Origin of the sequence: Myxococcus dinghuensis (genome assembly GCF_024198235.1) — a bacterium.
Classification (GTDB): Bacteria; Myxococcota; Myxococcia; order Myxococcales; family Myxococcaceae; genus Myxococcus; species Myxococcus dinghuensis.
Genome location: NZ_JAKCFB010000007.1, coordinates 19,468 through 45,697, shown reverse-complemented (window position 1 = coordinate 45,697; position 26,230 = coordinate 19,468). Strand labels below are relative to the sequence as shown.

Sequence of the window (26,230 nt, the reverse complement as noted above, 5' to 3'; positions counted from 1 at the left end):
CCGTGCCCCCTGCACTGCGTGTCCTCGAGCACGCGGTGGTTGGTTGCATGACGGGACGTGGCGACTCCAGGTCGCCACGTCCTCGACATCCCACGCTCGGTCGTAGCCTGCGTGGGTTACTTGCGCTTCACCTTCTTCGTCGCGGCGGACTTCGTCGCGGACTTCTTGGCCGCGGGCTTCCCGGCGGACTTCGTCACCGACTTCTTGGCCGCAGGCTTCCCGGCGGACTTCGTCACCGACTTCTTCGTGGCGGACTTCGTCGCGGCAGGCTTGTTCGTCGCGGACTTCTTGGCTGCGGGCTTCCCGGCGGACTTCGTCGCGGACTTCTTGGCCGCGGGCTTCCCGGCGGACTTCGTCACCGACTTCTTCGCGGCGGACTTCGTCGCGGACTTCTGCACGGTGGCTGCGGGCTTCGTCGCGGCTTTCTTGGCCGTGGGCTTCGCTCCAGCCTTCGCAGCGACCGGCACAACAGACTTCGTTGCGGTGGGCTTCTTCTCTGTGACCTTCGCAGCAGCCTTCGTCGCGACCTTCGCAGAGGCGGGCTTCACCGCAACCTTCTCAGCGGCCTTCGTCACTGTGGGCTTCGCTGCAACCTTCTCGGCGGCCTTCGTCACTGTGGGCTTCGCTGCAACCTTCTCGGCGGCCTTCGTCACTGTGGGCTTCGCCGCAACCTTCTCGGCGGCCTTCGTCACTGTGGGCTTCGCCGCAACCTTCTCGGCGGCCTTCGTCACTGTGGGCTTCGCCTCCGCAGACTTCGTCGCGGGGGGCTTGGCAGCCACCGGCTGCACGGAGACGTCTGCAGCCTTCTCCGCGGCCCCCTCCTTTGCAGCCGAAGCACCAGTGCCCACCTTCGCCTTCGCGGGCTTCTTCTCCTTGGCCGCGGCCTTTTCGGCGATCGGCGTCGGAGCATCGGCGGCGGCCTTCTCGACAGTCGCCGCCGGAGCCTGGGGCTCGGACTTCGCGGCGGCCGCCTTCGCGGCGCGGATGACGTCCTTGCTGGACACTCCCGTGGACGCGCTAGCCTGGCGGGCAGCGCCCTTCACGGGCTCGCTCACGGGAGCTTCCACACCCGAAGCTGCGGCCTCACGCGCGGCGGCAGCCAACTTCTTCGCGGCCGCCTTCGGGTCCTCGAACTTCTTCACCACGGCCTTCTTCGTGGTGCCCAGCTCCTTGCTCAGCGCATCTCGCATCGAGGGCCTGGCGAACAGCTCGGCCTGCGCCACCAGCCCCGGCTTGCCCGCGCGAGCCGCGGCCTTGCTCCCGGAGGCAGTCCCGTTGGCCCCGGACTTCGCCCTCGGCGCCACGTCCTCGTCGTACTCGTAGGCCAGCTCCCGCTGGACGGACTCCTCATCCTCCTCGGACTCGGGCTCCGCCTCGACGAGCGTCTCTCCCACGGCCTCGGCCGACGCGAACTCCGCCTCTTCATCCGCGTCGGAGTCCTCGTCATCCACCTCCATGCCCGACAGCGCGCCCTGGAGCACCGCGTTCATCGCGCGAGCGAACGTGCGCTCGCCAAAGCTCTCGACCTCCGCCGGCGGCACGAGCACGTCGAGCATGTCCTTCAGCGAGCGATACAGCCGCATCTGCCGCTGCTCACCGTCCCACGTGCCGTAGACCCAGTCCTCCTCACCGAGCGTCTGGACCCACTCCGGCAGCGGCCCGCCGCCATCCCCCTGCTCCACCATCGCCGACTTGCGCGCGGAGAAGATGTGTCGGTGCGGTCCCTTGAGACCGATGCGCCAGACCCCCGCCGCGGGGAGTCCCACGAGCTTCAGCCGGGACTTCTCCAGGACGCTCGGAGAGCCCTCGGGCCCATGCAGGGGGAACAGGTGGACGTCGCCGTGAAGCTCACCGCCGTTGAACGTCAGGTACAGCTGCCCCAGCTCTTCGGGGAATGGGACACCGCACTCCGTCTCGGCCCACCGGACCTCATCCGCGGACACACCCGATGACGCTGCCTTCGCCGACTTCCGCAGTGCCTCCAACCACTCGTGCATGACCCCTCCACGACACATCCAATGCCACAACCTTATGGCGCCCAGGGCCGCCGCGCAGTGCGCGTGTTGTGCTTTTGATGGCGCCACCCCAGGTTGATCCAACCCCCGGGCTCGCGCCTCCCCAGGCCGACCTCACGGGGAGATACTCGGGCACCCTCGGCCGGCAATCCACTCCCGCGCGACGCCCGGAGCCGCTTCCCGTCCCCCAGGGCTCGCCATCTCCACCCCCAGGCGGCCTCCACGCCCTCCGGCTGATCCTCCGTCCGCCCCACGGGTGGCCACCCCACCCCGCTGCCAGAGCGACGCCACCAGGGGAGCGCCGCCGCGCAGGGGACCCAGGGACGGAGAGCGTCCCCGGGAGAGCCCCCGTGTCCCCCACCCTCGCTTGAAGAGGGAGCACGGAGCCGTTACGCAGGGGCATGGCACATCCCGTGAGCTATGAGGGGACGACCGAGAACTTCGACCAGCTCGTGCTGGAGCCGAAGGACGAGCTCGTCGTGGTGGACTTCTGGGGCGATGGCTGCCCGAACTGCGAAATCTACGCGGAGGCGGAGCCTTCACTCCTGGCCGAGCTGGATGGCGCCCGGATGCGCGTGGTGAAGGTGAACGCGTACCAGCACGAGGCGCTCGCCCACCGCTTCGGCCTCTACGGCATCCCCACCTTCATGCTGTTCCGTGACGGAAAGCTCATCGGGAAGATGTCGCAATTCTATGGGCGAGCCTACTGGTTGGGCGTCGTCAGGGAGCACCTGCCAGCAACCTGAGCGCCCCTGACGAATGCGAGGCGAGAGGGCGGTTGCGGCAACCGAGGATGCCTTCGACCTCACGCCGTTTCCCGGCCGAGACGTCGACGCCCGGGTAGGACGTGGGGTCCGCGCGGTGCTGAGGTAGCGCTCCTCGTGAGTTGCTGTCGAGGCCCGTCGTATTACTGTCGGCCCGACAATGGAGGGCGGCACGATGAAACTCCTTCGGCGGGTGAGACTCGCGCGGGTGGCTGTGGCGGCGATGAGCGTCTCGAGCTTCGGCTCGGCCGCAGCCGAGCCCGAGGTGAAACCAGCGCCCGAGGTCCTGGAGGTGGGGGCACTCACCTCGGCCTTCGCGGAGTTCCAACGGACGTGTGACGCCGAGGGACGGCGACTGTGGAACCAGTCGCTGTGTGCCCCCCTCCTCGTCGTCCATCCCGTCACGCGCGTCTTCGTCGCGAGCACCTGGCCGACGGGGGCGGGGACAGGGCCTTGGGTGGGAGTGTTCCCCTCGGACCTCACCATCGCCAACACGGCCCTGACCTGGGCAGGAACCACCTGGGTCCAGCTCCAAGGTCCGTTGCCCGACGCCCCCGCACGTCGCAGGGCCCTGCTCGCGCACGAGGCTTTTCATCGGCTCCGCACCACCTCCGGCCACCCTGGGCGGGAGAAGGACAATGCCCACCTCGACGGCATCGAGGGCCGCACGCTGCTGCAACTCGAATGGCGTGCCCTCGCGGCCGCCCTGCGCACGACGACCCCCTCGGTCCGCACCCGCGCCATCGAGGACGCACTGGTGTTCCGTCGCGAGCGCCGAGCGCTCTTCCCTGAAGCAGCGGTCGCGGAAGGGCTCCTCGAGGAGCACGAAGGCCTCGCCGAATACACGGGCGTGGCGCTGGCGGGGACCGACGCACGTGGCAGGCGAGCCCTGGCGCTGGAGAACCTCGACGATGCCGTCAAGCGAAGCTCCTTCGTGCGCGCGTTCGCCTATGCCTCGGGCCCCGCCTACGGCCTCCTGTTGGACGAAGCGGGCCCCCGCGCCCAGGGATGGCGTGCCCGAGCGTTCGCCGGGGCGGACCTGGGAACGCTGCTCCAGGACGCACTGCGGTCGGGCACGCCCGAGCCTTCCCCCGAGCGCGAAGCACGCTACGGAGGCGCCGCACTGCGCGAGACCGAACGCGAGCGGGCGCGCCTCGCCCAGGCCCGCGCCGAAGCGCTGCGCAAGAAGCTGGTGGAGGGCCCTGTGCTTCACCTTCCCCTGGTCCGCATGCGGATCCAATTCAACCCCGGGGAGCTCATCCCGCTCGGCGAGCACGGCACGGTGTATCCCGGCGCTCGCATCGTCGACACATGGGGCTCGCTCACCGCGACCGCCGACGTGCTCCTCTCCTCGGACTGGAAGACGGCCACGGTGAACGCGCCCCGCTCAGAGCCCCGAGATGCCCGCTGGGAAGGCGAGGGCTGGGTGTTGGAGCTGGCCCCCGGCTGGCGCGCCAACGCGGGGCCTCGACCCGGAGACCTGGTTCTCCGGGCCCCCGAGGCGCTCTCACCGACACCTCACCCCTGACGGCTCCGAACGAAAGTCAGGTCCGGTTCGCGGGAGTGCCGGTCTCCGTGTGCGAGGGACAAGACCCGAGGAGCGGCGCATGGAGAAGAAGCACCGGAAGATCGTCGTCGATGACCGCGAGTACGCCTGGGTCGGCGACTGGAATTACACGCAGGGCCGCCGCGTCGTCGGGGTGCGTGTCTGGTTCAAGGGACAGGACCCACACACCGTGGGCCCCGTCCTGTCCGTGAAGCTGGTGAGCAAGGGAGTCGGGATGACGGACTGCGCCGCCGCGCTGCCCCACCATGTCCGCGCGGTCATCCTGCTCGCGAGAAGCGTGGGATGGACACCCGAGGGTCGTGGGACGTTCTGGCTCCGCCCCTCGCATGGGCTCGAACTCGATGACCTGGAGGTCATCGAACCCGAATAGAGTGCGCGGCCTCTTCAAGGAGCACACTCGTGGCCCGTATCTCGTTCGTCCTGGTCGACCCTTTCGCGGATTGGGAGCCCGCGCTGCTCGCGGCCTGCGCCCGGGAGGAGTTCAAGGACGAGGTGTCGTGGCTGTCATTGGACGGGAAGCCTGTCCCCTCGATGGGCGGCATGAAGGCGCAGGTGGACGGCGCGCTGGATGTCTCGGTGCTCGAACGAGCCGATGCGCTGGTCCTGATTGGCTCGCCACTGTGGCAGACGTCCGAAGCCCCGGACCTGTCGTCCATCCTGCGTCGCGCGGCAGAGCGCGGACTCGTGGTGGCGGGTATCTGTGGCGCCACGCTCGCGCTGGCACGCGCGGGCCTGCTCGACGAGCGGGCGCACACGAGCAACGCGCTCGAGTTCCTCCAACGACACGCGGCGGGCTACGGCGGGAGCGCTCACTACCGGCACTCGGCGCAAGCGGTCCGTGACGGACGCATCGTCACCGCCTCCGGGAGCGCGCCCATGACGTTCGCCGTCGAGGTGCTCCAGTTGCTGCACCCCGACGCAACCGCATCCCTGGGAGAGTTCCGCCGAGACTTCGCCCGCGAGTACCTGCCCGGGTGAGTCCACGCGTTGGTGGAACAAGAGCTGCATCCAGCCGAGCATGACGATGCTCACTGGACAAGACAGCGCTTCACCGAGGCTTGGCCTTCAGGGATCCACGACCTACTCTCGGGGAGGTCCCATGGCGCCCATCCCGTATCGAATCGATCCCGATGACCCTCGGGCTCCTCCACAGGAGCTCTGGGACCAACTCTCACCCGAGGAGAGGACTCGCATCGTCGAGGAGTTGCCCTCGGAGTTCCCTGTCTCGGAAGCCAATCCGCCCGAAGGGGACCCCCACTTCGAGGCGAAGATTCGAGCTCGCGAGGTCTTGGGGAGCTTCTTCTCCCGCATCGGCCGGAAGGTGTACCTGGGAAGTGAGCTTCCCGTGTATTACCCGGGCGAGGCGATGTTCGCTCCGGATGTCATCGCCGTGATGGATGTGGAACTCCACTCCCGCATGAGCTGGGTCGTGAGCGCCGAAGGAAAAGGCCCGGACCTGGCCGTGGAGATCGTCTACGCGGGCGAGCGGCGCAAGGACATGGAACGCAATGTCGAGCGCTACGCCCGACTCGGCATCCATGAGTACTTCATCTTCGACCGAGCCCGGCTTCGCCTGAGTGGATGGAGGCTCGACAAGGAGCGCCGCGTCTACCGCCCCATCCTGCCGCAGCACGGGTGCTACGGCTCCGAGGTCCTCGGGCTGGAACTCCAGGTAGAGGATGAGCGGCTGCGCTTCTACCGTGGCGGCGCCGCGCTCCCCGAAGCCCAGGAGATGATTGCCCGCCTCGAACACATGATGGAGCGGAGCGAGGCGAACCGTTCGGAACTCGAGCAGCGGTACGCCGAAGAGGTACGCCTGCGCGAGGAGGAGACCCGGCGTCGCGAGGAGGAGACACGGCTGCGCGAGGAGGAGACCCGGCGTCGCGAGGAGGCAGAACGACGCGGCGAGGATACCGAACGGCGCCTCGCCGAGGCCCTCGCGGAGCTGGAGCGACTTCGCGGCGGCCGGACATGACCGCCGCCCACCTCAGTCCCGATACCCGCGCGCCTGCAGACGGAACAGGTGCGCGTAGCGCCCGTCCTTCGCCATCAGCGCATCGTGGCTCCCCAGCTCCTCCACGCCACCGTTGTGCAGCACGGCGATCTGGTCCGCCATCCGCACCGTCGAGAAGCGGTGCGAAATCACGATGGCGATGCGGTCCGCCGCCAGCGCCTGGAACCGCTCGAACAACGCGTGCTCCGCCTCCGCGTCGATGCTCGCCGTGGGCTCGTCCAGGATGAGCACCTCCGCGTCGTCCCGCATGAACGCGCGCGCCACCGCCAGCTTCTGCCACTGCCCCGACGACAGCTCCTGCCCCTTCTCGAACCAGCCCCCCAGCATCGTGTCGTACTGCTTCGGCAGCGCCGCGATGACCGCGCTCGCCCCACCCTCCTCCGCCGCCTGCGCGATGCGCCCCCGGTCCTCCAACGCCGGCACGTGTCCCAGGCCGATGTTCTCCGCCACGTTGAACTGGTAGCGCACGAAGTCCTGGAACACCGCCCCGAAGCGGCTGCGCAGGTCCTCCACCGTCATGTCCCGGATGTCCACGCCGCCATACAGAATGGTCCCCTCCGTCGGCTCGTACAGGCGCAACAGCAGCTTCACCAGCGTGCTCTTGCCCGCGCCGTTCTCCCCCACCAGCGCCAGCTTCTGCCCGGGCCGCAGCGTCAGCGACACGTTGCGCAGCGCCCACGCCTCCTTGCCCGGATAGCGGAACGACACGTCGCGCAGCTCGATGGCGTTGTCCCGGCCCCGCTCCGGTGACAGCGCCGGCAACATCCGCGTCGCCTCGTGCCCCGTGGGGATGGTCAGGTACGTGAAGAGGTTGCTCATGAAGAGCGCGTCCTCGAACATCGAACCCACGCTCGTCAGGATGCCCTGGAACGCCGCCTGCCCCTGACGGAACACACCCAAATACAACACCATGTCGCCCACGGTGATGTGCCCCCCCGCCGCGCGCCCCGCGACGAACAGGTAGCAGCCGTAGAACGCCGCCAGCGACAACAACCCCAACCCCAACCCCCACCCCATCCGCCGGAACGCCAGCGCCCGGTCCTCCAGGAAGAACTTCTGGAACAGCTCCCGGTAGCGCCCCAACACCAGCTCCCCCAGGCCGAACAGCTTCACCTCCTTCACGTGGCTGTCCCGCGTGAGGATCCACTCCAGGTAGTTGAGCTTGCGGCCCTCGGGCGCGCGCCACGAGTACAGCCGGAAGCCCTCCATCGCCAGGCGCGCCTCGGCGATGAACGCCGGAATCGACGCCGCCATCAGCACCACCACGCTCCATGGCGACAACGCAATCAACAGCGCCGCGAACGTCGACAACGTAATCGCGTTGCGGACGATGGAGAACGCCTGCATCACCAGCGACAACGGCCGGCTGCTCGCCTCGCGCCGCGCGTTCTGCATCTTGTCGTAGGTGTCAGAGTCCTCGAAGTGCTGCAGCTCCAACGCCAGCGCCTTCTGGAGGATTCGTTCGTTGAGGAGGTTGCCCAGGTTGGCGCGCAACAGCTCCCGCGTCAGCGTCAGCCCCCGGTCCACCACCGCCGAGCCCAGCATCAACCCGAACTCCAGCCCCACCAGCCCGTAGACACGCGCGCGCGCCTCGACCGAGCCCTGCGCCGCCGCCACCACCGTGTCCACGATGAGCTTGCCCACCCAGGCGATGGCCGCCGGCAGCACCGCCGCCACCAGCGTCAACGCCCCCAGCAGCACCGCGCCCCGCGGGCTGGCCTGCCAGAAGATGCGGAACGTGCCAGGCAACTGCCGGAACAGGCTCCCGGCGTTCTTCAGACGGTCCTTGAGGGATTTGGGCGCGGCGATGGGTTCGGGAGGGCGAGGAGACACGGGGCGCGTTCATAACGCGCTCACCGTGTCCGCGCTCGACTCCTCAAGCCACCGCGGCCGGATGCCGCGACACCAGCACGTCGCACGACGCGTGGGCCAGCACCCGCTCCACCACACCGGAGATGCCCGGCCCCGACGCCTGCCCCAACACCACCAGGTCCGAGCCCCGCTCCGACATCTCGGCGACGATGCCCTCGCCCGGCTCTCCGCCACGCAGCCGGGCCTCCAGCACCCGGCCCGTCTCCCGGTACGGCGCCAGGAAGCGTCCCAGCGCCACCCGCGCGGCGTCCTCGCGCCCCTGCCGCGCCAACAGCCACCGCTCCACCGGCGCGCCCGACAGGCGCAGCGCGTCCTCCTCGCGCGTGTCCACCACGTGCAACACGTCCACCGGCGTCCCCGGGCACATGCGCAGCATCAGCTCCAGCGCCCGCCGCGACTCGCGCGAGAAGTCCACCGCCACCAGCGGCCGGGCATACGGCCGCACCGGATGCGGCACCACCACCAGCACCGACGAACCCAGCCCCCGCACCAACCGCCGCACGTGCGACGAGGCCGACAGCTCGCGCACCGGGTACGTCACGTGGGGCCGACCGAGCACCACCAGCTCCATGGACTGCTCGCGCGCCGCCGCCACCACCACGTCCACCACGTCACCCCGGCGCAGGTCCTCGCGCACCGTGACGTCCGGCCGCTGACGCAGGCGTCGACACACCGCCGTCGTCGCCTTGCGCAGACAGCGCTCGCCCGCCACCGCGCCCCCCGGAGGACCCTCCAGGGGCGCCCCTACGTGCAACACCGTGAAGAGCGCGCCCTGCCCGAGCGGCAGGCGCAGCGCCCTCGCCAGCGCCAGCTCCGCGCGCAGCGAGAAGTCCGTCGCCACCAGGACGCGCGACATCCCCCGGGGACCTCGCGCGGGCCCCGGCGACAACAACGGCCATTCCATCCGCGTCAGCTCTTGCTGCCTCATCACGAGACCCTCCTCTCCACCTCCCGCACTCCCTAGGATTCACGCCCCGGCGTCACGGTGCGCCGCACCGCGCGCCCGGGCACGCACGCGCCGCTTCCGCCCAGGCAGCCGACGCCCCCCGGGGACACCCGCGCGCCCACACCTCTCGAAGATTGGGGCTTCGCGCTCAATTGCCACGTGCGTCATGCGGGGACGCCGCGAGCACGGCCAGGCGAGACAGCCCTCCGGCCCACCCGCGCCATCACCCCGAGCACGACCTCACGGACTCGCACGGACGCACGCCTCGCACCGCGGTGAGGGTGGCGCGCGACACCGACGCGACGGCTGCGGGCGGCGCGCGAAGGGGAGCGGGAGCCCGAGCCCCCGCTGCGCGCGGGGAGGAGGGGTGCGTCACACGCACGACGGCCTCCCTGAAAAATCTCCAGAGGGCCGCCATCCGTATCACACGCGAGCCCATCCCGACGTGCATCCCGGGACGGGGATTGGCGCGCTTGGCACGTCCGGAGAGCGACAGAGCGACGCCCCACGGCCACGCGGAGGTCGGCCAGCGCCTTGCAAAGAGGAGCCACGACGGCGCGGTGGGTGGCGGGACGGACGGGAAGCTGAAGAAGGGGGAGGGCCAATGCGCGGGGTCATCACCGGACGAGAGGTGGTCACCAACCTGGGTCTCATCTATCGAGAGTTCGGCGCGGGCTGTGTGCTGCGCTGCCTGTGGGTGATGCTCAGCGGGAAGACCACCACGTTCCTCGAAGTGGCGTGTCCGCCGGCGGCGAAACGCTAGCGGCGGCAGGGGGCGAGGCAGACATCCAGAGACACCGCGGGCCGCGGCGGGGAGGACTCCCCTCGCGACCCGCGTCTCTCCATCCAGCAACACCTGTCATCACGAATCACTCGCCACGACGAGGCTTGTCGCCGTCCACCGCGTCCTTGATGGCGCGCTTGGCGTCCTCGAACTTCTCCTTGATGTGGCCCTTGGCCGTGTCGGCCTTGCCCTCGGCCTCCAGGGAGCGGTCGCCCGTCGCGGCGCCCGTCGTCTCCTTCATCTTCCCCTTGGCCTTGTCGATCAACTCACCCATGACGCGTCTCCTCGGGTTGTGAGCTCATACGAGCCGTGACGTGTTGAACGTGGCCATGCGCCCGGCGGCTGGCAGGCGCGGCCCGCCCGCCCGCTCGCCCTCGGAGCGGCGCGGGCTCGCACCTCAATCCCTGACTTCCTCCTCTTTCGGCCTACACCCCCCGACACAGACAGCGCAGCGCCAGAAACGCAGCGCGAGTCCATGGGGACGCGGCGCGTGACGAAAGGGTGCCCAGGGCTGGAATCCTCCTCCCGGAGTGAACCGAGACATTGACGGGGGGCCCTCCACCCCGCACTCTGAGGTCACTGCCACCCCGGAGCCAACGCTTCCCGATGTCCACTCCCCCGCTCCCGACCCTCGGCGCGCTGTTTGGACGGATGTACCTGCTGCGGTCCCTCATCACGACGGTGGCCTTCTGCCCGGCCCTGTACGTGGACATGCAGCTGTTGGACCTCACGGGGGACCATGCCATGCGCATCCTCCTGGGGATCATCACGCCGCTGGTGCTGGGGCTGTGCGCGGTGGTGCAGCCGGTGGTGGTGATGCCGTGGCTGCTGAAGCAGGCGCTCGCCTCAGAGGGGTTGTTGCGCGTGTCGCGGCTGGTCCGCCTCCCGTCGCGGCTGGCCTTCATCGAGTCGATGATTTCGTGGTTCATCGGCGGGGTGCTGTTCAACGGCGGCGTGGCGCTGCTGCTGGACCGGCCCTGGTCGGCGGTGCCGCTGGGCGTGGCGGTGTCGGTGAGCGCGGGGCTGTTCAGCAGCCCGCTGCTGTACATGCTCTACGAGCAGGTGCTGATGCCGACGATGCTGGACGCGTACCAGCGCGCGCCGAGCACGCGGCCCGCCGGAGAGGGGTTCGCGCCCCGGCAGCTGTGGCTGCTGCCGGCGACGGTGGTGTCCGCGCTGCTGGTGACGTGCCTGACGAGCATCGTGACGCTCAACCTGCGCGTGGAGCGGGAGATGGGCGCGCTCGCGAAGACGCTGGAGACCGGAGGCCAGGGCGCGTCCGCGGACCGCGTGCGCGCGAAGATCGCCCCGCTGCAGCGCGACCTGGTGGTGCCGGTGGTGATGTTCGGTGGCTACGCGGCGCTGGGCTCCATCATCACCGCCGCGTGGGCGGCGCGCCGGCTGGCGCGGGGCTCGCGCGCGGTGGGCGCGTCGCTGGAGGCGCTGGTCGAGGGCCGCGCGGCGCCGCCGAAGTGGGTGTCGTCCGACGAGGTGGGCGACCTGGCGGCGACGACGTGGCAGTTGTACCAGCGACTGCAGGAGCTGCCGCGCTCGTTGAGCACGTCCGCGGGAGACCTGGCCCAGGCGGGCACGCGGCTGTCGGCGGCGAGCAACGAGCAGAACCAGACGCTGTCGCGGCAGGCGGCGGCGCTGCACCAGGCGCGGGCCACCGCGCAGGAGATCCAACAGGCGTCCCACGTGGCCGCCTCGCGCGCCACCAGCATCCTCCAGGTGGCGGACCGCGCGGCGTCGCTGGGCAAGCTGGGCGAGGAGTCGCTGGCGGGCACCGCGAAGGGCCTGTCCTCCATCCGCGACATCACCAGCGGCCTGCACACGCAGATGCAGGACCTGGAGCAGCGCGCCCGCGAGGTGGGCCGCGTGTCGGAGGTGGTGAAGGCGCTGGCGGACCAGTCGCACATGCTGGCCATCAACGCCGCCATCGAGGCGACGCGCGCGGGCGAGCACGGCAAGGGCTTCGGCGTCGTCGCGCGGCAGATGCGCGAGCTGGCGGACCAGTCCGTCCAGGCCACCAACCAGGTGCGCGTCCTGCTGGAGACGATGGCGTCCGCGGCCACGCAGGCCACGGAGATGACGGACCGGGGCGCCGAGGGCGTGGAGACGGCGCTGGCCCCGCTGCGCGCCAGCGGCGAGCGGCTGCGCGAGCTGGCCACCCTGTCGCGCGAGTCCGCGTCCGCCGTGCGCCAAATCGCGGAGGCCGTGGCCCAGCAGCACCAGGGCGTCGACCAGCTCTTCGCCGCCGTGCGCGAGCTGGACGAGCTGACCACGGACACGCTGCGCCACCTGGACACCACGCAGCAGGCGGCCTCCGCCGTCACCCAGGCCACCAACCAGGTGTCGAAGCTGGCCCAGCGCTACGTCTGAGCCACGGGCTCGTGCGCCACGGGCTCGGCGTCCGGCGAGGCGGGCGGCAGCGGCGCGAGCCGGCCCTCGCCGTCCAGCACCGGCGCGCGCAGGAGGAGCAGCAGCGTCCCCGTGAGGACACCCAGCCTGCGCAGGCGCTCGCGGGGCTCCTCGCCGCCCGACTCGAAGCTCGGCGCGTCCAGGTAGGCGAGCTGCGCGGCCGCGCGCGCCTGCAGCGCCGCGACACACGCGTCCAACGCCTCCAGCCGCCTGCGCAAATCCTCCAGGAAGGCCGTGGCCCGCGCCAGCGCGCGCGCGCCGGCCTCCAGCGCCTGGACCCTGGCCTCGAGGCCCTCGGGCGGCTGGGAGGCCCAGGGCGCGGCGGCCGTGAACAGGCAACTGCCCTCCACGAGGACACGCGGCCCGTCCTCCTGGAGCCAGCCCTGCTCCAGGTAGTCCAGGAGCGGCGCCGTCGCCGGGGGGACGCTCGAGCCCACGCCCCACAACGGCCAGCAGCGCCGCGCGGCGCGGGAGACGGGCTCCGGGGAGAGCACCTCCAGGACCTCCCGCGCCCCGGGCGACAGCACGTCCTCGCGCCGCGCCTGCTCCCACCGCTCCAGCCGTGACATCAACCCACGGAAGGGCTCCAACACCTCCGCCTTCGCGCGCGCCTGCCGGTCGCCATACGCGACCACGCCGTCACGCACGCGCAGCCGGGCCACCTTGAGCGCGGCCAGCGCCGCCGCGTGCCGCTCGCGCGCCTGGCGCACCTCGGGCGCGTCCGGCGGCCCCACGCCCTCTCCCAGCACCCGCTTCACGCCGAGCCCCAGCGCGGTCAGCACCAGGCCGCCGACGGCGAAAGGGATGAAGATGGGCATGCGGACTCCTCCGACCACGCGGGACCGGGAGACAGCTTCGCATCCGTCCCGCCCCCGCGCGAGCCGGGTCCTCACCGGCCGCACGGTGGGCAGAGGGGCCTCAGCCCGCGCGGGCCCGGGGCAGCACCTCCACCGTCGGCTCGGAGGGCGGCTCCAGCGGCGGCACGTACGGCCAGCCCGGCAGCGGCCCCTGCCCCGCCTCGCGCGTCAGGTAGTCCGCGGCGATGTTGGCGCTCTCCATGATGGTCAACAGGCCGCTGCCCGGGTGCGTGCCGCCGCCCACCCAGTAGAGCCCCTGCACGTCCGGGTTCTTCACGCGGGGCCGCAACGGCCCCAATTGCAGCCACGTGTGCGAGAGGTTGAAGACGGCGCCCCGGAAGACGTTGAACTCGTCGCGCCAGGTCTCCGCGGTGAAGTAGCGCTCCTCGCGGATGTGCGGACGCACGCCCTTCAGCCCCACCTTCGCGAGCATGTCCGGGATGCGCTCGCGCAGCGTGGCCTCCGTCTTCGCCCAGTCCACGTCCCTCGCGGTGTTGGGCGTGGGCACCAGCACGTACAGCGTGGAGTGGCCCTCCGGCGCGCCGGACGGGTCCGTCACGCAGGGGTTGCACACGTAGAAGGGCGGGTCGTCCACGTCCACGTGCCGGTCCTCCAGCGCGTCCCTGTCCGTGCGCCGCGCGGCCTCCGACAGGTAGATGAGGTGGTGCGGCAGGTCCGCGTAGCGCGTGTCCAGGCCGTAGTAGGCCATGAAGGTGCTGCACGAGTACTTCGCGCGCTCCAGCGCGGCGTCGGTGAGGCGCGAGCCCTCGCGCGCCTCGGCGGGCACCAGCCTCGTCGCCGCGTAGGGCAGGTCCGCGTTCACCACCACCGCGTCCGCCTCCAGCACCTCGCCGCCCACGAGCTTCACGCCCACCGCGCGGCCCGCCTCCACCCGCACGCGCTCCACCGGGGCGCCCATCCGGAACGTCGCGCCCAGGTCCTCCGCGCAGCGCTTCATCCCCCGCGCCAGCTCGCGGAAGCCGCCGTCCACGTGCCACACGCCGAAGGCCAGCTCCAGGAACGGAATCACGCTGAACACGGACGAGCACGTCGTGGGGTGCAGCCCCAGGTACTTCGACGGATACGACAGCGCGTACGTCAGCCGGTCGTCGTGGAAGAAGGAGTCCAGGTGCCGGTAGAGCGTCTGCCACGGTTTGAAGCGCAGCGTGGGCGCCAGCCGCCAGGGCGCGTAGTACCCGAGGTCCCCCGCGTGGGTGCAGATGAACTTCTCGTAGGCGATGCCGTACTTCGCGCGCCCCTCCTCCAACCACCGGCGCAGCGCCTCCACCTGGCCGGGGCCGAAGCGCGACACCTCCGCCTCCATGCGAGCCAGGTGTCGGCTGGTGTCCAGGTGGGTGCCATCCCAGAAGTGGACACGCGTGTTGACGTCCAGGGGGACGAGCTTCACGTAGTCCTCCATCCGCCGGCCCGCGCGCCGGAATATCTGCTCGAGCACCCCGGGCAGTTGGAGGATGGAGGGCCCGGTGTCGAGCGCGTACTCGCCCCGGGGCCCGAGCGTCAGGCCCTTCATCCGCCCACCGGGCACGGCGTCCTTTTCGACCACGGTGACCCGCAGGCCCTGTCCGGCCAGGTTGATGGCGGCGGACAACCCACCCGGTCCGGCTCCCACGACGATGACGTGACGCACCATGGCTCCCCAGCATGCCCCGAGCGGGCAGCCGTTGCAGTGTCCGCCATGCAGACGAGCGGGGCGGGATTGTGTTTCCGACGCTGGCGTTTCACCTGGAGGACACGCCGGACGGGGACGGCTTGAAGGGGGCGCGGACGCACTCGAAGCTCGAAGCCGTCGTCCTCCCGGCCCTTTCTCCGGTTCTCCTCGTGGGGACTGCCTCTCCGACGCCGTGCCGACACCCCTCCTCCACCTGCGCCGCAACGCCGCCGCCTATGGGGCCCTGCTGACGGGGCTCCTGTTGACGGCCGGCGCCACGGCCTACGTCCTGCGAGGAGTGGGGATGCGGCGCGAGCAGCTCTTCAACGACTCGGTCACCGACGGCGCCCTGGCGCTCCAGCAGCGCATGGACACGTACCAGGCCATGCTGCTGGGCACGCGCGGGGTGTTCAGCAGCAGCCAGGAGGTGGAGCGGCGGGAGTTCCGCGCGTACACGGAGAGCCTGGAGGTCCCCCGGCGCTACCCGGGCATCCTGAGCCTCAGCTACGCGCAGTGGCTGAACGCCGACCAGCGCCCCGCCTACGAGGCCCGCATCCGCTCCGAGGGCTTCCCCCAGTTCCGCGTCTGGCCGCCGAGCGGGGCCTCCCACTCGGTGGTGGTGGAGATGGTCGAGCCGCTCACCGAGCGCAACGCCGGGGCGCTCGGCTTCGACATGTTCTCCGAGCCGGTGCGGCGCAAGGCGCTGCTGCGCGCGCTGGAGACGGGACGGCCGTCGGCCACCGGCAAGGTGGAGTTGGTGACGGAGCGCGACGGCGACGAGGCCGCGCAGGCGGGCTTCCTGCTCTACGTGCCCGTCTACGAGACCCACGCCGCCCACACCCCCGAGCCCACGACGTTGGCGCAACGGCGCGCCCTCATCCAGGGCTTCGTCTACGGCGCCTTCCGCATGAAGGACCTGGTGGACGGGCTGCGCTTCCCGGGCTTCCAGACCACCATCGACCTGAGCATCTACGACGGTCGTGGCATCCGCCCGAACGCCCATCTGTATGGCCCTCCGCTGACGGAGCCCCCCAGCCACCCGGAGCTCCCCCGCGAGCAGCTCGTCGTGAACATGGCGGGCGAGCCGTGGACGCTGGTGTTCGAGGCGCGCAGCGCCTTCATGAGCGGGACGCACTCCAGCCTTCCGGCCACGGTGGCGCTGGGAGGGGTGGTGATGTCGCTGCTGCTGTTCCTCGTCATCCGCGCCCAGGTGAACGCCCGCGCCTCCGCGGAGCGCGCGGGGCTGGACCATCAGCGACTGGCGAGCGAGGCCCAGGCCGCGGTGCGCGTGCGCGACGAGTTCCTCAGCGTCGCCGCGCACGAGCTGCGCACGCCGCTGACGTCCCTGAAGCTCCAGCTCCAGCTGCTCTTCCGTCAACTGCGCCAGGAGGCCCGGCTCGACGCGGGGCGACTGGAGCGGAGCATGGAGACATGCGAGCGACAGACGACGCGGCTCTCCCAGCTCATCGACAGCCTGCTGGACGTGTCGCGGCTGACGAGCGGGCGGATGGAGTTGCAGTTGGAGGAGCTGGACCTGGGCGAGGTGGTGCGCGAGCTGGCGCAGCGCTTCGAGTCGGAGGCCCAGGCGGCGGGCGTCCGACTGTCCGTCGACGCCTCCGAGCGCATCCTCGGCCGATGGGACCGCCTCAGGCTGGAGCAGGTCATCACCAACCTGGTGTCCAACGCGCTCAAGTACGGGCACGGGGCCCCGGTGGACGTCCGCGTGCGGGGCGACACGGACGTGGCCCGGCTCGAGGTGGAGGACCGGGGCATCGGCGTCGCGCCCGAGGACGCGCGCCGCATCTTCGACCGCTTCGAGCGCGCCGTCTCCAGCCGCCACTACGGCGGCCTGGGGCTGGGCCTGTTCATCACCCGCCAGCTCGTCGAGGCGCTCGGGGGACGCATCGCCGTCGAGAGCCGCCCCGGACAAGGCTCCGTCTTCACCGTCACCCTGCCGCTCTCGGGTCCGGGGGATGGCGCCTCGAGACCTCCGCCTCCGCCGCAGCCCCCGGGACCGCCGCTGCACTGACCGCTGGCGGCGCGTGTGGCCTCCCCGCGAGTCCGGGGGACGACACGCTCTCCCACCGCGCGGCGATGGTCCGGGGACAGGTGACAGGGAAGAGTCCGCCGCGTGAATCGGGAGGGCTGTCTCATGGTGAACCACGGATGTCTTGGAGTGTTCCTCGCCGTCGGACTCGTCGCCGGACTGCTGGTCCCCGCGGACGTCCGGGCCGAGGAGCACGTGCGCTGCGAGGGCAAGGCGACGAACCGCTACGAGCCGGGCCTCCGATTCACCGAACCGCGCGACTCGCAGTACCTGGGCCGTCACGACTACACGACCTGCACCTTCGACGACGGCACCCGCCAGACGGCCACCCTCTACGAGAGCGCCTTCCTGACCGAGGCGCTGTGCACGGTGGCGCCGAGCCCCACCACCGCGACCATCGTCTGGGCCGACGCGGAGGGCTCCGAGCTGTCCCTCAACGGCGTGGAGCTGGACTTCGACTTCGACACCCTGTCGCAGATCTTCATCACGGCCGGCTTCGTCACCGCCGGCCGGTACGAGGGGATGCGGGTGAGGTTCGTCGTCATCCTCCCGCTCGCCGAGCAGTTGCTGGCCTGCGCCACGCCCTGGGGGCTGACGTTCCAGCGGGGCCCGGCCACGCTGAGCATCGAGAGCCCCTGAGCTGGCTCCCCTACCCCGCGGCGCGCTGGAGCTCCGCGATGTCCAGCTTCTTCATCTTCAGCAGCACCTCCATCACGCGGCGCGCCTTCTCCGGCGCGGTGGAGGCGAGCAGTTGGGGCAGCATCACGGGCACCACCTGCCACGACACGCCGAAGCGGTCCTTGAGCCAGCCACACTGCTGCGCCTTCTCGTCGCCGCCCTCGGACAGACGCGACCAGTAGCGGTCCAGCTCCGCCTGCGTCTCGCAGTTCACCACGAACGAGATGGACTCGTTGAAGGTGAAGTGCGGGCCGCCGTTGATCGCCGCGAAGTCCTGCCCCGCGAGCTGGAACGCCATCGTCATCAACGCGCCCACCGGCTGGCCTCCCGGCTGCGCGCTCTCCTTCGTGTAGTGCGTGCGCGTGAGGATGCGGGAGTCCTCGAAGACCGAGGTGTAGAGCGTGACGGCGCCCTCCAACGTCTCCGCGCTGGTGAACCAGAGGAACGGCGTGATGCGCTGGAATCGGGCTGCCATGGAGACCTCCAGGGACGTGGGAAGGCAAAGCTGGGCAGGGTGGACGTGGCCGGCACGCTACCGCGCCCTGCCTCCGCGCCTCCGACCCGCAGCTCGTCCACGTGCCTGGCCTCCGTGCGAGGGGACGCGGCGGACCCGCCCCCTTCCGATGAAGAGGCGCGGCGTGGAGACGGGCTCCGGCTTCCTCGTCCTGTTCGGCGGTCGACAGGCGTCCGCGGACGACGGCGCCAGTGCGCACTGGTGGACATCTTCCGGAGAGGACGCGCGGCGCGTTTCCACAGCCCGCAGCGCACCATCTATGTCCCTCTCCATGGAGTCCGCGCCGCGCGAGGTGCTGCTGTTCACGCTGGAGGGCCAACGCTACGGGCTGCCGACCGAGGACGTCCGGGAGCTGGTCCGCGCCGCGCGACTGACGCCCCTCCCCCGGGCTCCCGCCGTCGTGGAAGGGCTGCTCAACCTGCACGGCGCGCTGCTGCCCGTCCTCGACCTGCGACGCCGGTTCCGACATCGTCCCCGCCCGCTCTCCCCCTCGGACCACTTCATCATCGCGAGCGCCGGCCCCCGGCAGGTGGCCCTGCGCGTGGACCGCGCGGAGGGACTGCGCGTGCTGGCGCCCGGTGAGTGGGACGAGACGCCTCGCGAGCTGCCCGGCGTGGGGCTGGTCGCGGGCGCCGCCAAGCTCGAGGACGGGCTGGTCCTCGTGCACGACCTGCGAACCTTCCTCTCCGAGGCCGAGAGCCTGGAGCTGGACGCCGCGCTCGCCGCGCCGGAGACCCCGTCGTGAGCCACGCGACGTGGAGCCACCCCGGGTTCCCCTCCGTGCTGGCCCTGGTGGAGGAGCGCGCGGGCCTGTCCTCGCCGAGCTGCCCCGCCTCCGCCGAGGAGGGCATCAGCCGCGCCATGGCCCGCGCGGGCCTCTCCGACTTCGACGCGTACCGCGCCCGCATCACCGCGGACCCCGCCGCGATGGATGACCTGCTCACCGAGCTGACCATCGGTGAGACGTACTTCTTCCGCACCCCCGAGCACTACGAGCACCTGCGCCGCGTCATCCTCCCGGAGCTGCGCGAGCGCTTCGAGCCGGCCCGGCGCATCCGCCTGTGGAGCGCCGCCTGCGCCTCCGGCGAGGAGCCGTACTCCATGGCGGCCCTGTTGATGAACGAGGGCTGGGGCGGCCGCATGGAGGTGCACGCGTCGGACGTGTCCCGCGCCGCGCTCAACCGCGCCCGGCGCGCGCAGTACGGCGAGTGGTCCCTGCGCGGCCCCTGGGCGGACCGGATGCGGCCCTACCTCCAGCAGGAAGGGCGTCACTACCTCCTCTCCCAGGACGTGAAGCAGGCCGTGCGCTTCAGCTACCTGAACCTCGCGCTCGACACGTGGCCCTCCGCCGACAGCGGCATCTGGAAGCTGGACGTCATCTTCTGTCGCAACGTCCTCATCTACTTCAACCCCGCCACCGTCGCCGCCGTGGCCCGGCGCCTCCATGACGCGCTCGACGAGGGCGGCTACCTGTTCATGGGCCCGTCCGACCCGCCCCTGGGTGGACTCGCGCCCTTCGAGACCCTCCTCACCGAATGGGGCGTGCTCTACCGCCGCCCACGCGCGGGCGCCGTGGTGGCCGTGCCCCTCTCGGCGCCGGTCGACCTCCAGGGACTCGGGAAGGAAGCGGCGCACGGCGCGGCCGGCGCTCCCATGGGGGCTCCGTCCACCCACGTCGACCACCGACCCGCCGATGCCGAGCAGCTCGCGCGCGCGGTCACCAGCGCTCGGCCGGGCCCGAGGAGCAGGCCCGCTCCGCTCGGCGGTGGGACGAAGGGCGCCGCTGGTGATGCGGGGCGCTCCGCGCGCGGCGCCCTCCCCGGGCGTGTCCCGAACGGGAGCAAGGGCGCCTTGTTCAGCGGCGTGACCCCCGACACCGCCCGCGACGCCAGGAGGCCCGACGACACGCGGGGCGCGACGCTGCCTCGCGCTGGCGGCGGGAGCGGCGCCGCACCCGCCTCGACGGCGCCCTCCGGCCGTCCCGAGGCCTCGACGCGGAGCCCGACGCTCTCGGACAGGGAGGGCGCGCGACGCGCGTTGGAGCGCGGGGACTGGCACGAGGCGGCGACGCGCATGGGCGCGCTGGACAAGGACCCCTCGGTGGCCGCCGAGGCGGTGCGCGCCATCGCGAACCTCGACGCCCAGGCGGCGCTCTACGCCAGCGCCGAGGCCGCCTCGCGACATCCCCTCGTCCCCGAGCTGCGCTACCTCGAGGCCTTGTTCCTGCTCGGCCAGGGGCGGTTCCCGGACGCGGAGCGCGCGGTGCGACAGGCGCTGTACCTGGAGCCCACGCTCGCGGTCGCGTGGCTGGTGTTGGGGCGCGTGCTGGGACGCCTGGGCGATACGCCCGGCGCCCTCAAGGCCCTGCACGAAGCCGAGGCGCTGTGCGAAGCCCTTCCCTCCGACACGCCCCTGCCGCTCGGCGACGGCGAGCGCGCCGGCATGCTCGCGGGCATCGCCCGAGCCGAGCGTGAGCGATGGGAGTCCTCCGTCTCCCCCGGCGAGGTGCCCTGATGTCAGCCCACGAGCGCGCCTCGAACCACGGTGAGCCCCGCTGATGGCCTCCCTGAAAGGCATCGACTGGGACGCGGCCCGCGCGCGGCTCGGGCGACTGGCCGCCGCGCACGAGGAAGGAGACACGCTCTCCCCCGAGGCGGCCTCGGCGCTGCTCGATGAACGGGCGCGGGAGCTCGCGCGCCCCCCCTCGCCCGAGCTGGCGCCGGGCACCCTGCGCGAGGTGGTGCGCTTCCGCGCCGCGGGCCAGCGGTATGCCCTGGAGTCCCGCTTCGTGCTGGAGGTCGTCCGCCCGTCGGAGGTCGTGCCGCTTCCCGGTGCGCCGCCCGCGCTGCGCGGGCTCACGCTGCTCCACGGGGGCGTGCTCCCCGTGGTGGAGCTGGCCCCCCTCTTCGGGCGCGCGCCGACGAACAGCACCGGTCCCCTGCTCGTCGTGGGCAAGGACCAGCCCGAGCTGGGCGTGCGCACGGAGGAGGTGGAGGAGGTGACCCTCGTGTCCAGCCAGGACCTGCTGCCCCCTCCCGCCACCCTGGCCGACGAGGCCGCCGGGCTGGTGTTCGCGGCCGAGCGCGACGGCGTCCTCCTGCTGGAGGGCGCCGCGCTGCTCGCCGACGGCCGCCTCACGTTCGACCTGTCCGACGAAGGAGTCGTATGAACATCGGCAACCGCATCGCGGTCGGCTTCGGGCTGTCCCTGCTGGTGCTGCTGGTCCTGGGCGCCGTGGCCTTCCAGGGCGCGCGCCAGCTCACCGCCACCACCGAGGGCCTGCTCAAGGCCCACGAGAACTTCCGCCTGGTGCGCGAGGTGCGCTCGCTCGTCATCGACGCGGAGACCGGCCAGCGGGGCTTCCTGCTCGCGGGAGAGGAGTCCTACCTGGAGCCGTACGAGCAGGCCGTCTCCACGCTGCAACAGGACATCACCCAGCTGCGGCAGGCGCTGGCCTCCAACCCCGCCCAGCGCAACCGCCTGGTGCGGCTCGAGCCCCTCATCACCGCCCGCCTCTCGCTGCTCGAGGAGGGCATCCGGCTGCGTCGCGAGAAGGGGCTGGACGCGGCGCTGGCCGTCGTCCGCAGCAACCGGGGGAAGCAGATCATGGACGACCTGCGCGACCTCGTGAACGAGATGCTCGCGGACGAGCAGGAGGACTGGACGGAGCACTCCGAGGCCGCGCGGAGCACCGCCCAGCAAATCCTGTGGGCGCTGGCCATCTGCACCGTGCTGGGCGTGGTCATCGTCGCCGTGGGCAGCTACCTCATCACCCGCAGCATCACCGTCCCGCTGCGCAAGCTGATGGTGGGCGCCGAGCAGCTCGGGCTGGGCAAGCTCGACTACCGCATCGAGCTCAAGGGCCGCGACGAGGCGGCGGAGCTGGCCCGCTCCTTCAACGCCATGGCCGAGCGACGTCAGCAGTCCGAGGAGCAGATCGCCCGGCAGGCCGACCAACGCGAGCACACGCTCCGCACCGTGGCGGAGTTCGTCAACCAGCTGGCCAGCGCCAGCTCCGAAATCCTCGCCAGCACCACGGAGCAGGTCGCCGGCGCGCAGGAGCAGGGCAGCGCGGTGACGGAGACGGTGAGCACCATCGAGGAGATCACCAAGACGTCCGAGGAGGCCGCCGGCCGCGCGCGCAACGTCAGCGACTCCGCCCGCCACGCGGAGGAGGTGGGCCGCAGCGGGCGGCGCGCCGTCGAGGAGGCCGTCTCCTCCATGGGCACCGTGCGCGAGCAGGTGGAGTCCATCGCCTCGCGCATCCTCGCGCTCGCGGAGCAGGCGCAGGCCATCGGCGACATCATCACCACCGTCAACGACATCTCCGAGCAGACGCACATGCTCGCGCTCAACGCCTCCATCGAGGCGAGCCGCGCCGGGGAGAACGGCCGGGGCTTCGCGGTGGTCGCCTCCGAGGTGAAGGCGCTCGCGGACCAGTCCAAGAAGGCCACCGGGCAGGTGCGCCAGATCCTGGGGCAGATACAGAAGGCCACCCACGGCGCGGTGATGACCACCGAGGAGGGCACCAAGAGCGTGGCCGCGGCCACCCGCATCGTCTCCGAGGCGGGCGCCACCATCCAGACGCTGTCCGACCTGCTCGCGCAGGCCTCCCTCACCGCCGCGCAGATCGCCGCCTCCGCCAACCAGCAGGCCACCGGCATCGCGCAGATACGACAGGCGATGCACGACGTGAACCAGGCCACGCAGCAGGGGCTGCTGTCCTCGCGACAGACCGAGCGCGCCATGCAGGACATCAACGCCATGGGCCAGAAGCTCAAGAACCTGCTGGAGGAGTACGGGCGCTGATGGACCGCGACCGGCTCGCCCAGGCCCTGCTGGCCACGTTCCTCGAGGAGCTCGAGGGCCACGTGGTCTCGCTCAACCGCGACCTGCTCGCGCTGGAACGCGAGCAGGGCACCCCCCGTGCGCCGGAGCGCGTGGCCTCGCTGCTGCGCACGCTGCACAGCGTGAAGGGCGCGGCGCGCGCGGCCAGCGCCAGCCTCGTCGAGACGGCGTGCCACCGTCTGGAGGAGGTGCTGGAGCCGCTGCGCGACGGCCGCACCGCGCCGCCCGCGCTGTACGAAGTGTGCTTCGCCGCCGTGGACGCGCTCGACGACGCGGGCCGGCGCCTGGGCGCGAAGCAGGAGCTGGCCGGCTCTCCGCTCGAGGCGCTCCTCCCCGACCTGGAGCGCGCGGCCTCGGGCACCCCCGCGGCGCCGCCCCATGCGCCCCCTCCCCCGAAGGCCCCGGCGCCCCAGGAGCGCGCCCCCGCCGACGCCCCGCTCCCACCTCCGCCCCCCGCGGCGGGGGAGACGCTGCCGGTGCGCGTGTCCGCGCAGAAGCTGGACGCCCTGCTGTACCGCAGCGGGGAGCTGCGGGTGGCGGCCCTGCGGCTGGAGGGACGGGCGGAGACGCTGGAGACGGTGCGCGAGGAGCTGGTGCGCCTGCGCGAGGTGGTGCGTGGGACGGAGGGCGAGACGGCGCTGCGCCGGGCCGAGTCGGAGCTGGCGCGCGTGGCCCGTGAGCTGGCCGCCGACCGGCGGACGCTGGGCGGCGTGGCCACCACCGTGGACGACGAGGTCCGCCGCGCGCGCACCCTGCCCTTCGTCGAGGGCTGCGCGGGCCTGGAGCGGACCGCGCGCGACGTGGCCCGCGCCGAAGGCCTCCAGGTGCGCCTGGAGATCCACGGCGGCGCCCTGGAGCTGGACCGCTCGCTGCTCCAGTCCCTGCGGGAACCGCTCCTGCACCTGGTGCGCAACGCCGTGGCGCACGGGCTGGAGACACCCGAGGCGCGCCGCCGCGCGGGCAAGCCCGAGGAGGGCCGCGTCAGCCTGTCCGCGCGGCTGCGCGGCAACCGCGTGGAGGTGACGGTGGAGGACGACGGGCGGGGCCTGGACCTCGGCGCCCTGCGCGAGCGCGCGCGGGCCCGGGGCCTCGAGGCGCCCGACGACGATTCGGAGGCCGCGCGGCTGGCCTTCCTCTCCGGCCTGTCCACGTCCGCGAAGGTGACGGAGGTGGCCGGGCGGGGCGTGGGCCTGGACGTGGTGCGCGCGGAGGTGGAGGCCCTGCGCGGCACGGTGGAGGTGTCCTCGCGCGAGGGCCAGGGGGCGCGCTTCACGCTGGACGTGCCCCTCACGCTCAGCACGCTGCGGGTGCTGCTGGTGTCGGCGGGAGGCCAGACGCTCGCGCTCGCCAGCGAGGGCGTGGCGCGGCTGGTGCGGCTGTCACCCGACGAGGTGCGAGAAGTCGAGGGGCGCCCCACGTGGGTGGCCGGGGACGCGCTGGTGCCGCTGGCGTCGCTCGCGGACGTGCTGGGCCTGCCACCGGGGCCGCCCCGTCAACGCCGGGGCGCGGTGGTGCTCGAGGCGGGCACGGCGCGCGCGGCGCTGGTGGTGGACGAGGTGGTGGCGGAGCAGGAGGCGCTCGTGCGGGCGCTCGGTCCCCGGGTGCGCCGGGCACGACACGTGGCGGCGGCGGCGGTGCTGCCGGACGGACGGCTGGCGCTGCTGCTCAACCCCGCGTCGCTGGTGCGCGCGGCGGGGGGGCGGCCCTCCGCGTCGCTGTTCCCCAGCCCGGCGACCCGCGCCACGCGACGGCGCCTGCTGCTGGCGGACGACTCGCCCACCACGCGGGCGCTGGAGCAGAGCATCCTGGAGGGCGCCGGCTACGACGTGGTCGCGTGCGCGGACGGCGCCGAGGCCTGGGAGCGGCTGCAGGCGAGCGGCGCGGACGCGCTCGTCCTGGACGTGGAGATGCCTCGCATGGACGGCATCGCCCTCACGGAGGCGGTGCGGGCCTCGCCGCGCTTCGGACGGCTGCCCATCGTCCTCGTCACGGCGCGCGGACGCCCGGAGGACAAGGCGCGCGGGCTGCAAGCTGGCGCCAGTGCCTATCTTGTGAAGAGCGCATTCGACCCGACGAGCCTGCTGGAGACCCTGAGACGACTGCTATGAGGACCGAACCGTTGCGCATCGTGGTGGCCGAGGACTCCCCCACCGCCCGCCGGCTGCTGGTGGAGATCCTCCGGGCCGACCCCGGACTGAAGGTCGTGGGCGAGGCGAAGGACGGCGTGGAGGCGGTGGACCTCACGCAGCGGCTGCGGCCGCACCTGGTGACGATGGACATCCAGATGCCGCGCATGGACGGGCTGGACGCCACCCGTCGCATCATGACGGAGACGCCCACCCCCGTCGTCGTGGTGTCGACGCTGGTGGAGCGCGACATCCAGACGTCCATGGCCGCGCTGCGCTCCGGCGCGCTCGCCGTGCTTCAGAAGCCCGTGGGGCCGGAGTCGCCGGACTTCGACGCGGAGAGCCGCCGGCTGCGGGACACGCTCAAGGCCATGGCCGAGGTGAAGGTGGTGCGCCGCTGGCCGGACCGCGTCGCCGCGCCGACCCCGGCCGCCCCCCCTCCGCCAGCCGCGACGCCCGAGCCCACGTCGACCCGCGCGCGGGTGGTGGCGCTCGCCGCGTCCACGGGAGGACCGGCCGCGCTGTTCCGGCTCCTCTCCGAGCTGCCCGCGGACTTCCCGGCGCCGCTGCTGGTCGTGCAGCACATCGCGCTCGGCTTCAGCCAGGGCCTGGCGTCGTGGCTCGCGACCGCGGGGCCGCTGCCGGTGCGCGTGGCGGAGGACGGCGAGGTGCTGCTCCCGGGGCACGTCTACCTGGCGCCGGACGACCGCCACCTGGGCATCGTCGAGGGGCGCGCGCAGGTGTCCAACGCGGCGCCCATCAACGGGTTCCGCCCGTCCGCGACGTGGCTGTTCCGGTCGGTGGCCCGCGCGCACGGAGCGGAGGCCCTGGCCGTGGTCCTCACGGGCATGGGGCAGGACGGCCTGGAGGGCATCCGTGAGCTGCACGGTGCCCGGGGGCGCGTGCTGGCGCAGGACGAGGAGTCCTCCATCGTCTACGGCATGCCGGGCGTGGTGGTGGGGGCGGGGCTGGCGGACGAGGTGGTCTCCCTGGCGGCCTTGCCCTCGCGACTCCTGCTCGCCGTCCGGGATGGGCCGCAGCCGGCGTGAACCCCACCATCCAGTAGTGAATCGTCGGGGCCGACGCGCCGGGTCCGGAATGGCCTCCC

General features: G+C 72.0%; 22 protein-coding genes. 15 read left to right on the top strand and 7 right to left on the bottom strand.

Translation table 11 applies throughout. The annotated features are described in order from the left end of the window. Positions 1–116: 116 nt before the first annotated feature. Complete coding sequence (locus tag LZ198_RS12315) at positions 117–2,084, bottom strand: SMI1/KNR4 family protein (protein ID WP_253972120.1); 1,968 nt, start codon at positions 2,082–2,084, stop codon at positions 117–119. Between the two features lie 332 nt (positions 2,085–2,416). Here LZ198_RS12315 and LZ198_RS12310 point away from each other — a divergent pair, with 332 nt between their 5' ends. The 5 genes from LZ198_RS12310 (at position 2,417) to LZ198_RS12290 (ending at position 6,321) form a co-directional block, all read left to right on the top strand. Further along, the gene (locus tag LZ198_RS12310) at positions 2,417–2,761 is read left to right on the top strand and encodes a thioredoxin family protein (RefSeq protein ID WP_253972119.1); all 345 of its coding nucleotides are present in this window, start codon (positions 2,417–2,419) and stop codon (positions 2,759–2,761) included. Between the two features lie 193 nt (positions 2,762–2,954). After that, positions 2,955–4,307: a hypothetical protein gene (locus LZ198_RS12305; protein WP_253972118.1), complete on the top strand. Its 1,353-nt coding sequence runs from the start codon at positions 2,955–2,957 to the stop codon at positions 4,305–4,307. 79 nt (positions 4,308–4,386) lie between these two features. Continuing rightward, the gene (locus LZ198_RS12300; protein ID WP_253972117.1) at positions 4,387–4,716 is read left to right on the top strand and encodes a hypothetical protein; all 330 of its coding nucleotides are present in this window, start codon (positions 4,387–4,389) and stop codon (positions 4,714–4,716) included. Between the two features lie 29 nt (positions 4,717–4,745). After that, positions 4,746–5,324 carry a type 1 glutamine amidotransferase family protein gene (locus LZ198_RS12295; protein ID WP_253972116.1) on the top strand — a complete coding sequence of 193 codons (579 nt, stop codon included), beginning with the start codon at positions 4,746–4,748 and terminating at the stop codon, positions 5,322–5,324. A gap of 121 nt (positions 5,325–5,445) precedes the next feature. Continuing rightward, complete coding sequence (locus LZ198_RS12290) at positions 5,446–6,321, top strand: Uma2 family endonuclease (protein WP_253972337.1); 876 nt, start codon at positions 5,446–5,448, stop codon at positions 6,319–6,321. Positions 6,322–6,333: 12 nt separating this feature from the next. Here the strand turns inward: LZ198_RS12290 and LZ198_RS12285 are convergent, their stop codons facing one another. Together LZ198_RS12285 and LZ198_RS12280 are read right to left on the bottom strand one after the other, a co-directional pair. After that, positions 6,334–8,193 (bottom strand): ABC transporter ATP-binding protein, encoded by a 1,860-nt coding sequence (locus LZ198_RS12285; protein ID WP_253972115.1) that lies wholly within the window; start codon positions 8,191–8,193, stop codon positions 6,334–6,336. Between the two features lie 43 nt (positions 8,194–8,236). Beyond that, on the bottom strand, positions 8,237–9,160 hold the full coding sequence (locus LZ198_RS12280) for a universal stress protein (protein WP_253972114.1): 924 nt from the start codon (positions 9,158–9,160) through the stop codon (positions 8,237–8,239). 622 nt (positions 9,161–9,782) lie between these two features. On the opposite strand from LZ198_RS12280, the gene LZ198_RS12275 reads away from it, so the two are divergent. Further along, a complete protein-coding gene (locus tag LZ198_RS12275; protein WP_174453945.1) occupies positions 9,783–9,941 on the top strand; it encodes a hypothetical protein in 159 nt (52 codons plus the stop codon). Positions 9,942–10,047: 106 nt separating this feature from the next. Here LZ198_RS12275 and LZ198_RS12270 read toward each other — a convergent pair whose 3' ends face one another. Further along, positions 10,048–10,236, bottom strand: a complete 189-nt coding sequence (locus LZ198_RS12270) for a CsbD family protein (protein WP_253972113.1) — start codon at positions 10,234–10,236, stop codon at positions 10,048–10,050. A gap of 377 nt (positions 10,237–10,613) precedes the next feature. Here LZ198_RS12270 and LZ198_RS43195 point away from each other — a divergent pair, with 377 nt between their 5' ends. Continuing rightward, complete coding sequence (locus tag LZ198_RS43195; RefSeq protein ID WP_267145466.1) at positions 10,614–12,344, top strand: methyl-accepting chemotaxis protein; 1,731 nt, start codon at positions 10,614–10,616, stop codon at positions 12,342–12,344. On the opposite strand, the gene LZ198_RS12260 is transcribed toward LZ198_RS43195, so the two are convergent. Beyond that, on the bottom strand, positions 12,335–13,201 hold the full coding sequence (locus tag LZ198_RS12260) for a hypothetical protein (RefSeq protein ID WP_253972112.1): 867 nt from the start codon (positions 13,199–13,201) through the stop codon (positions 12,335–12,337). The two genes, LZ198_RS43195 and LZ198_RS12260, sit on opposite strands and share 10 nt — an antisense overlap. Positions 13,202–13,301: 100 nt before the next feature. Further along, positions 13,302–14,891, bottom strand: a complete 1,590-nt coding sequence (locus LZ198_RS12255) for a phytoene desaturase family protein (RefSeq protein WP_253972111.1) — start codon at positions 14,889–14,891, stop codon at positions 13,302–13,304. A gap of 211 nt (positions 14,892–15,102) precedes the next feature. On the opposite strand from LZ198_RS12255, the gene LZ198_RS12250 reads away from it, so the two are divergent. After that, positions 15,103–16,938 carry a CHASE domain-containing protein gene (locus tag LZ198_RS12250; RefSeq protein WP_253972110.1) on the top strand — a complete coding sequence of 612 codons (1,836 nt, stop codon included), beginning with the start codon at positions 15,103–15,105 and terminating at the stop codon, positions 16,936–16,938. 123 nt (positions 16,939–17,061) lie between these two features. Continuing rightward, positions 17,062–17,595, top strand: coding sequence for a hypothetical protein (locus tag LZ198_RS12245; RefSeq protein ID WP_253972109.1), 534 nt, complete (start codon positions 17,062–17,064; stop codon positions 17,593–17,595). Positions 17,596–17,605: 10 nt separating this feature from the next. Here LZ198_RS12245 and LZ198_RS12240 read toward each other — a convergent pair whose 3' ends face one another. Continuing rightward, positions 17,606–18,109 (bottom strand): VOC family protein, encoded by a 504-nt coding sequence (locus LZ198_RS12240; protein WP_253972108.1) that lies wholly within the window; start codon positions 18,107–18,109, stop codon positions 17,606–17,608. 298 nt (positions 18,110–18,407) lie between these two features. Between LZ198_RS12240 and LZ198_RS12235 the strand changes: the two genes are divergently transcribed. The 6 genes from LZ198_RS12235 to cheB are packed head-to-tail and all read left to right on the top strand — an operon-like array spanning position 18,408 to position 26,171. Continuing rightward, a complete protein-coding gene (locus tag LZ198_RS12235) occupies positions 18,408–18,893 on the top strand; it encodes a chemotaxis protein CheW (RefSeq protein ID WP_407667417.1) in 486 nt (161 codons plus the stop codon). Beyond that, the gene (locus tag LZ198_RS12230) at positions 18,890–20,662 is read left to right on the top strand and encodes a CheR family methyltransferase (protein ID WP_253972107.1); all 1,773 of its coding nucleotides are present in this window, start codon (positions 18,890–18,892) and stop codon (positions 20,660–20,662) included. Before LZ198_RS12235 ends, LZ198_RS12230 begins: the two co-directional genes overlap by 4 nt. A 43-nt stretch (positions 20,663–20,705) precedes the next feature. Further along, positions 20,706–21,317 carry a chemotaxis protein CheW gene (locus LZ198_RS12225; protein WP_253972106.1) on the top strand — a complete coding sequence of 204 codons (612 nt, stop codon included), beginning with the start codon at positions 20,706–20,708 and terminating at the stop codon, positions 21,315–21,317. Next, a complete protein-coding gene (locus LZ198_RS12220) occupies positions 21,314–22,957 on the top strand; it encodes a methyl-accepting chemotaxis protein (RefSeq protein WP_253972105.1) in 1,644 nt (547 codons plus the stop codon). Before LZ198_RS12225 ends, LZ198_RS12220 begins: the two co-directional genes overlap by 4 nt. Continuing rightward, a complete protein-coding gene (locus LZ198_RS12215) occupies positions 22,957–25,104 on the top strand; it encodes a hybrid sensor histidine kinase/response regulator (RefSeq protein WP_253972104.1) in 2,148 nt (715 codons plus the stop codon). The genes LZ198_RS12220 and LZ198_RS12215 overlap by 1 nt, the downstream gene beginning before the upstream one ends. Next, positions 25,101–26,171: a chemotaxis-specific protein-glutamate methyltransferase CheB gene (gene cheB, locus LZ198_RS12210; protein WP_253972103.1), complete on the top strand. Its 1,071-nt coding sequence runs from the start codon at positions 25,101–25,103 to the stop codon at positions 26,169–26,171. Before LZ198_RS12215 ends, cheB begins: the two co-directional genes overlap by 4 nt. Positions 26,172–26,230: the final 59 nt, after the last annotated feature.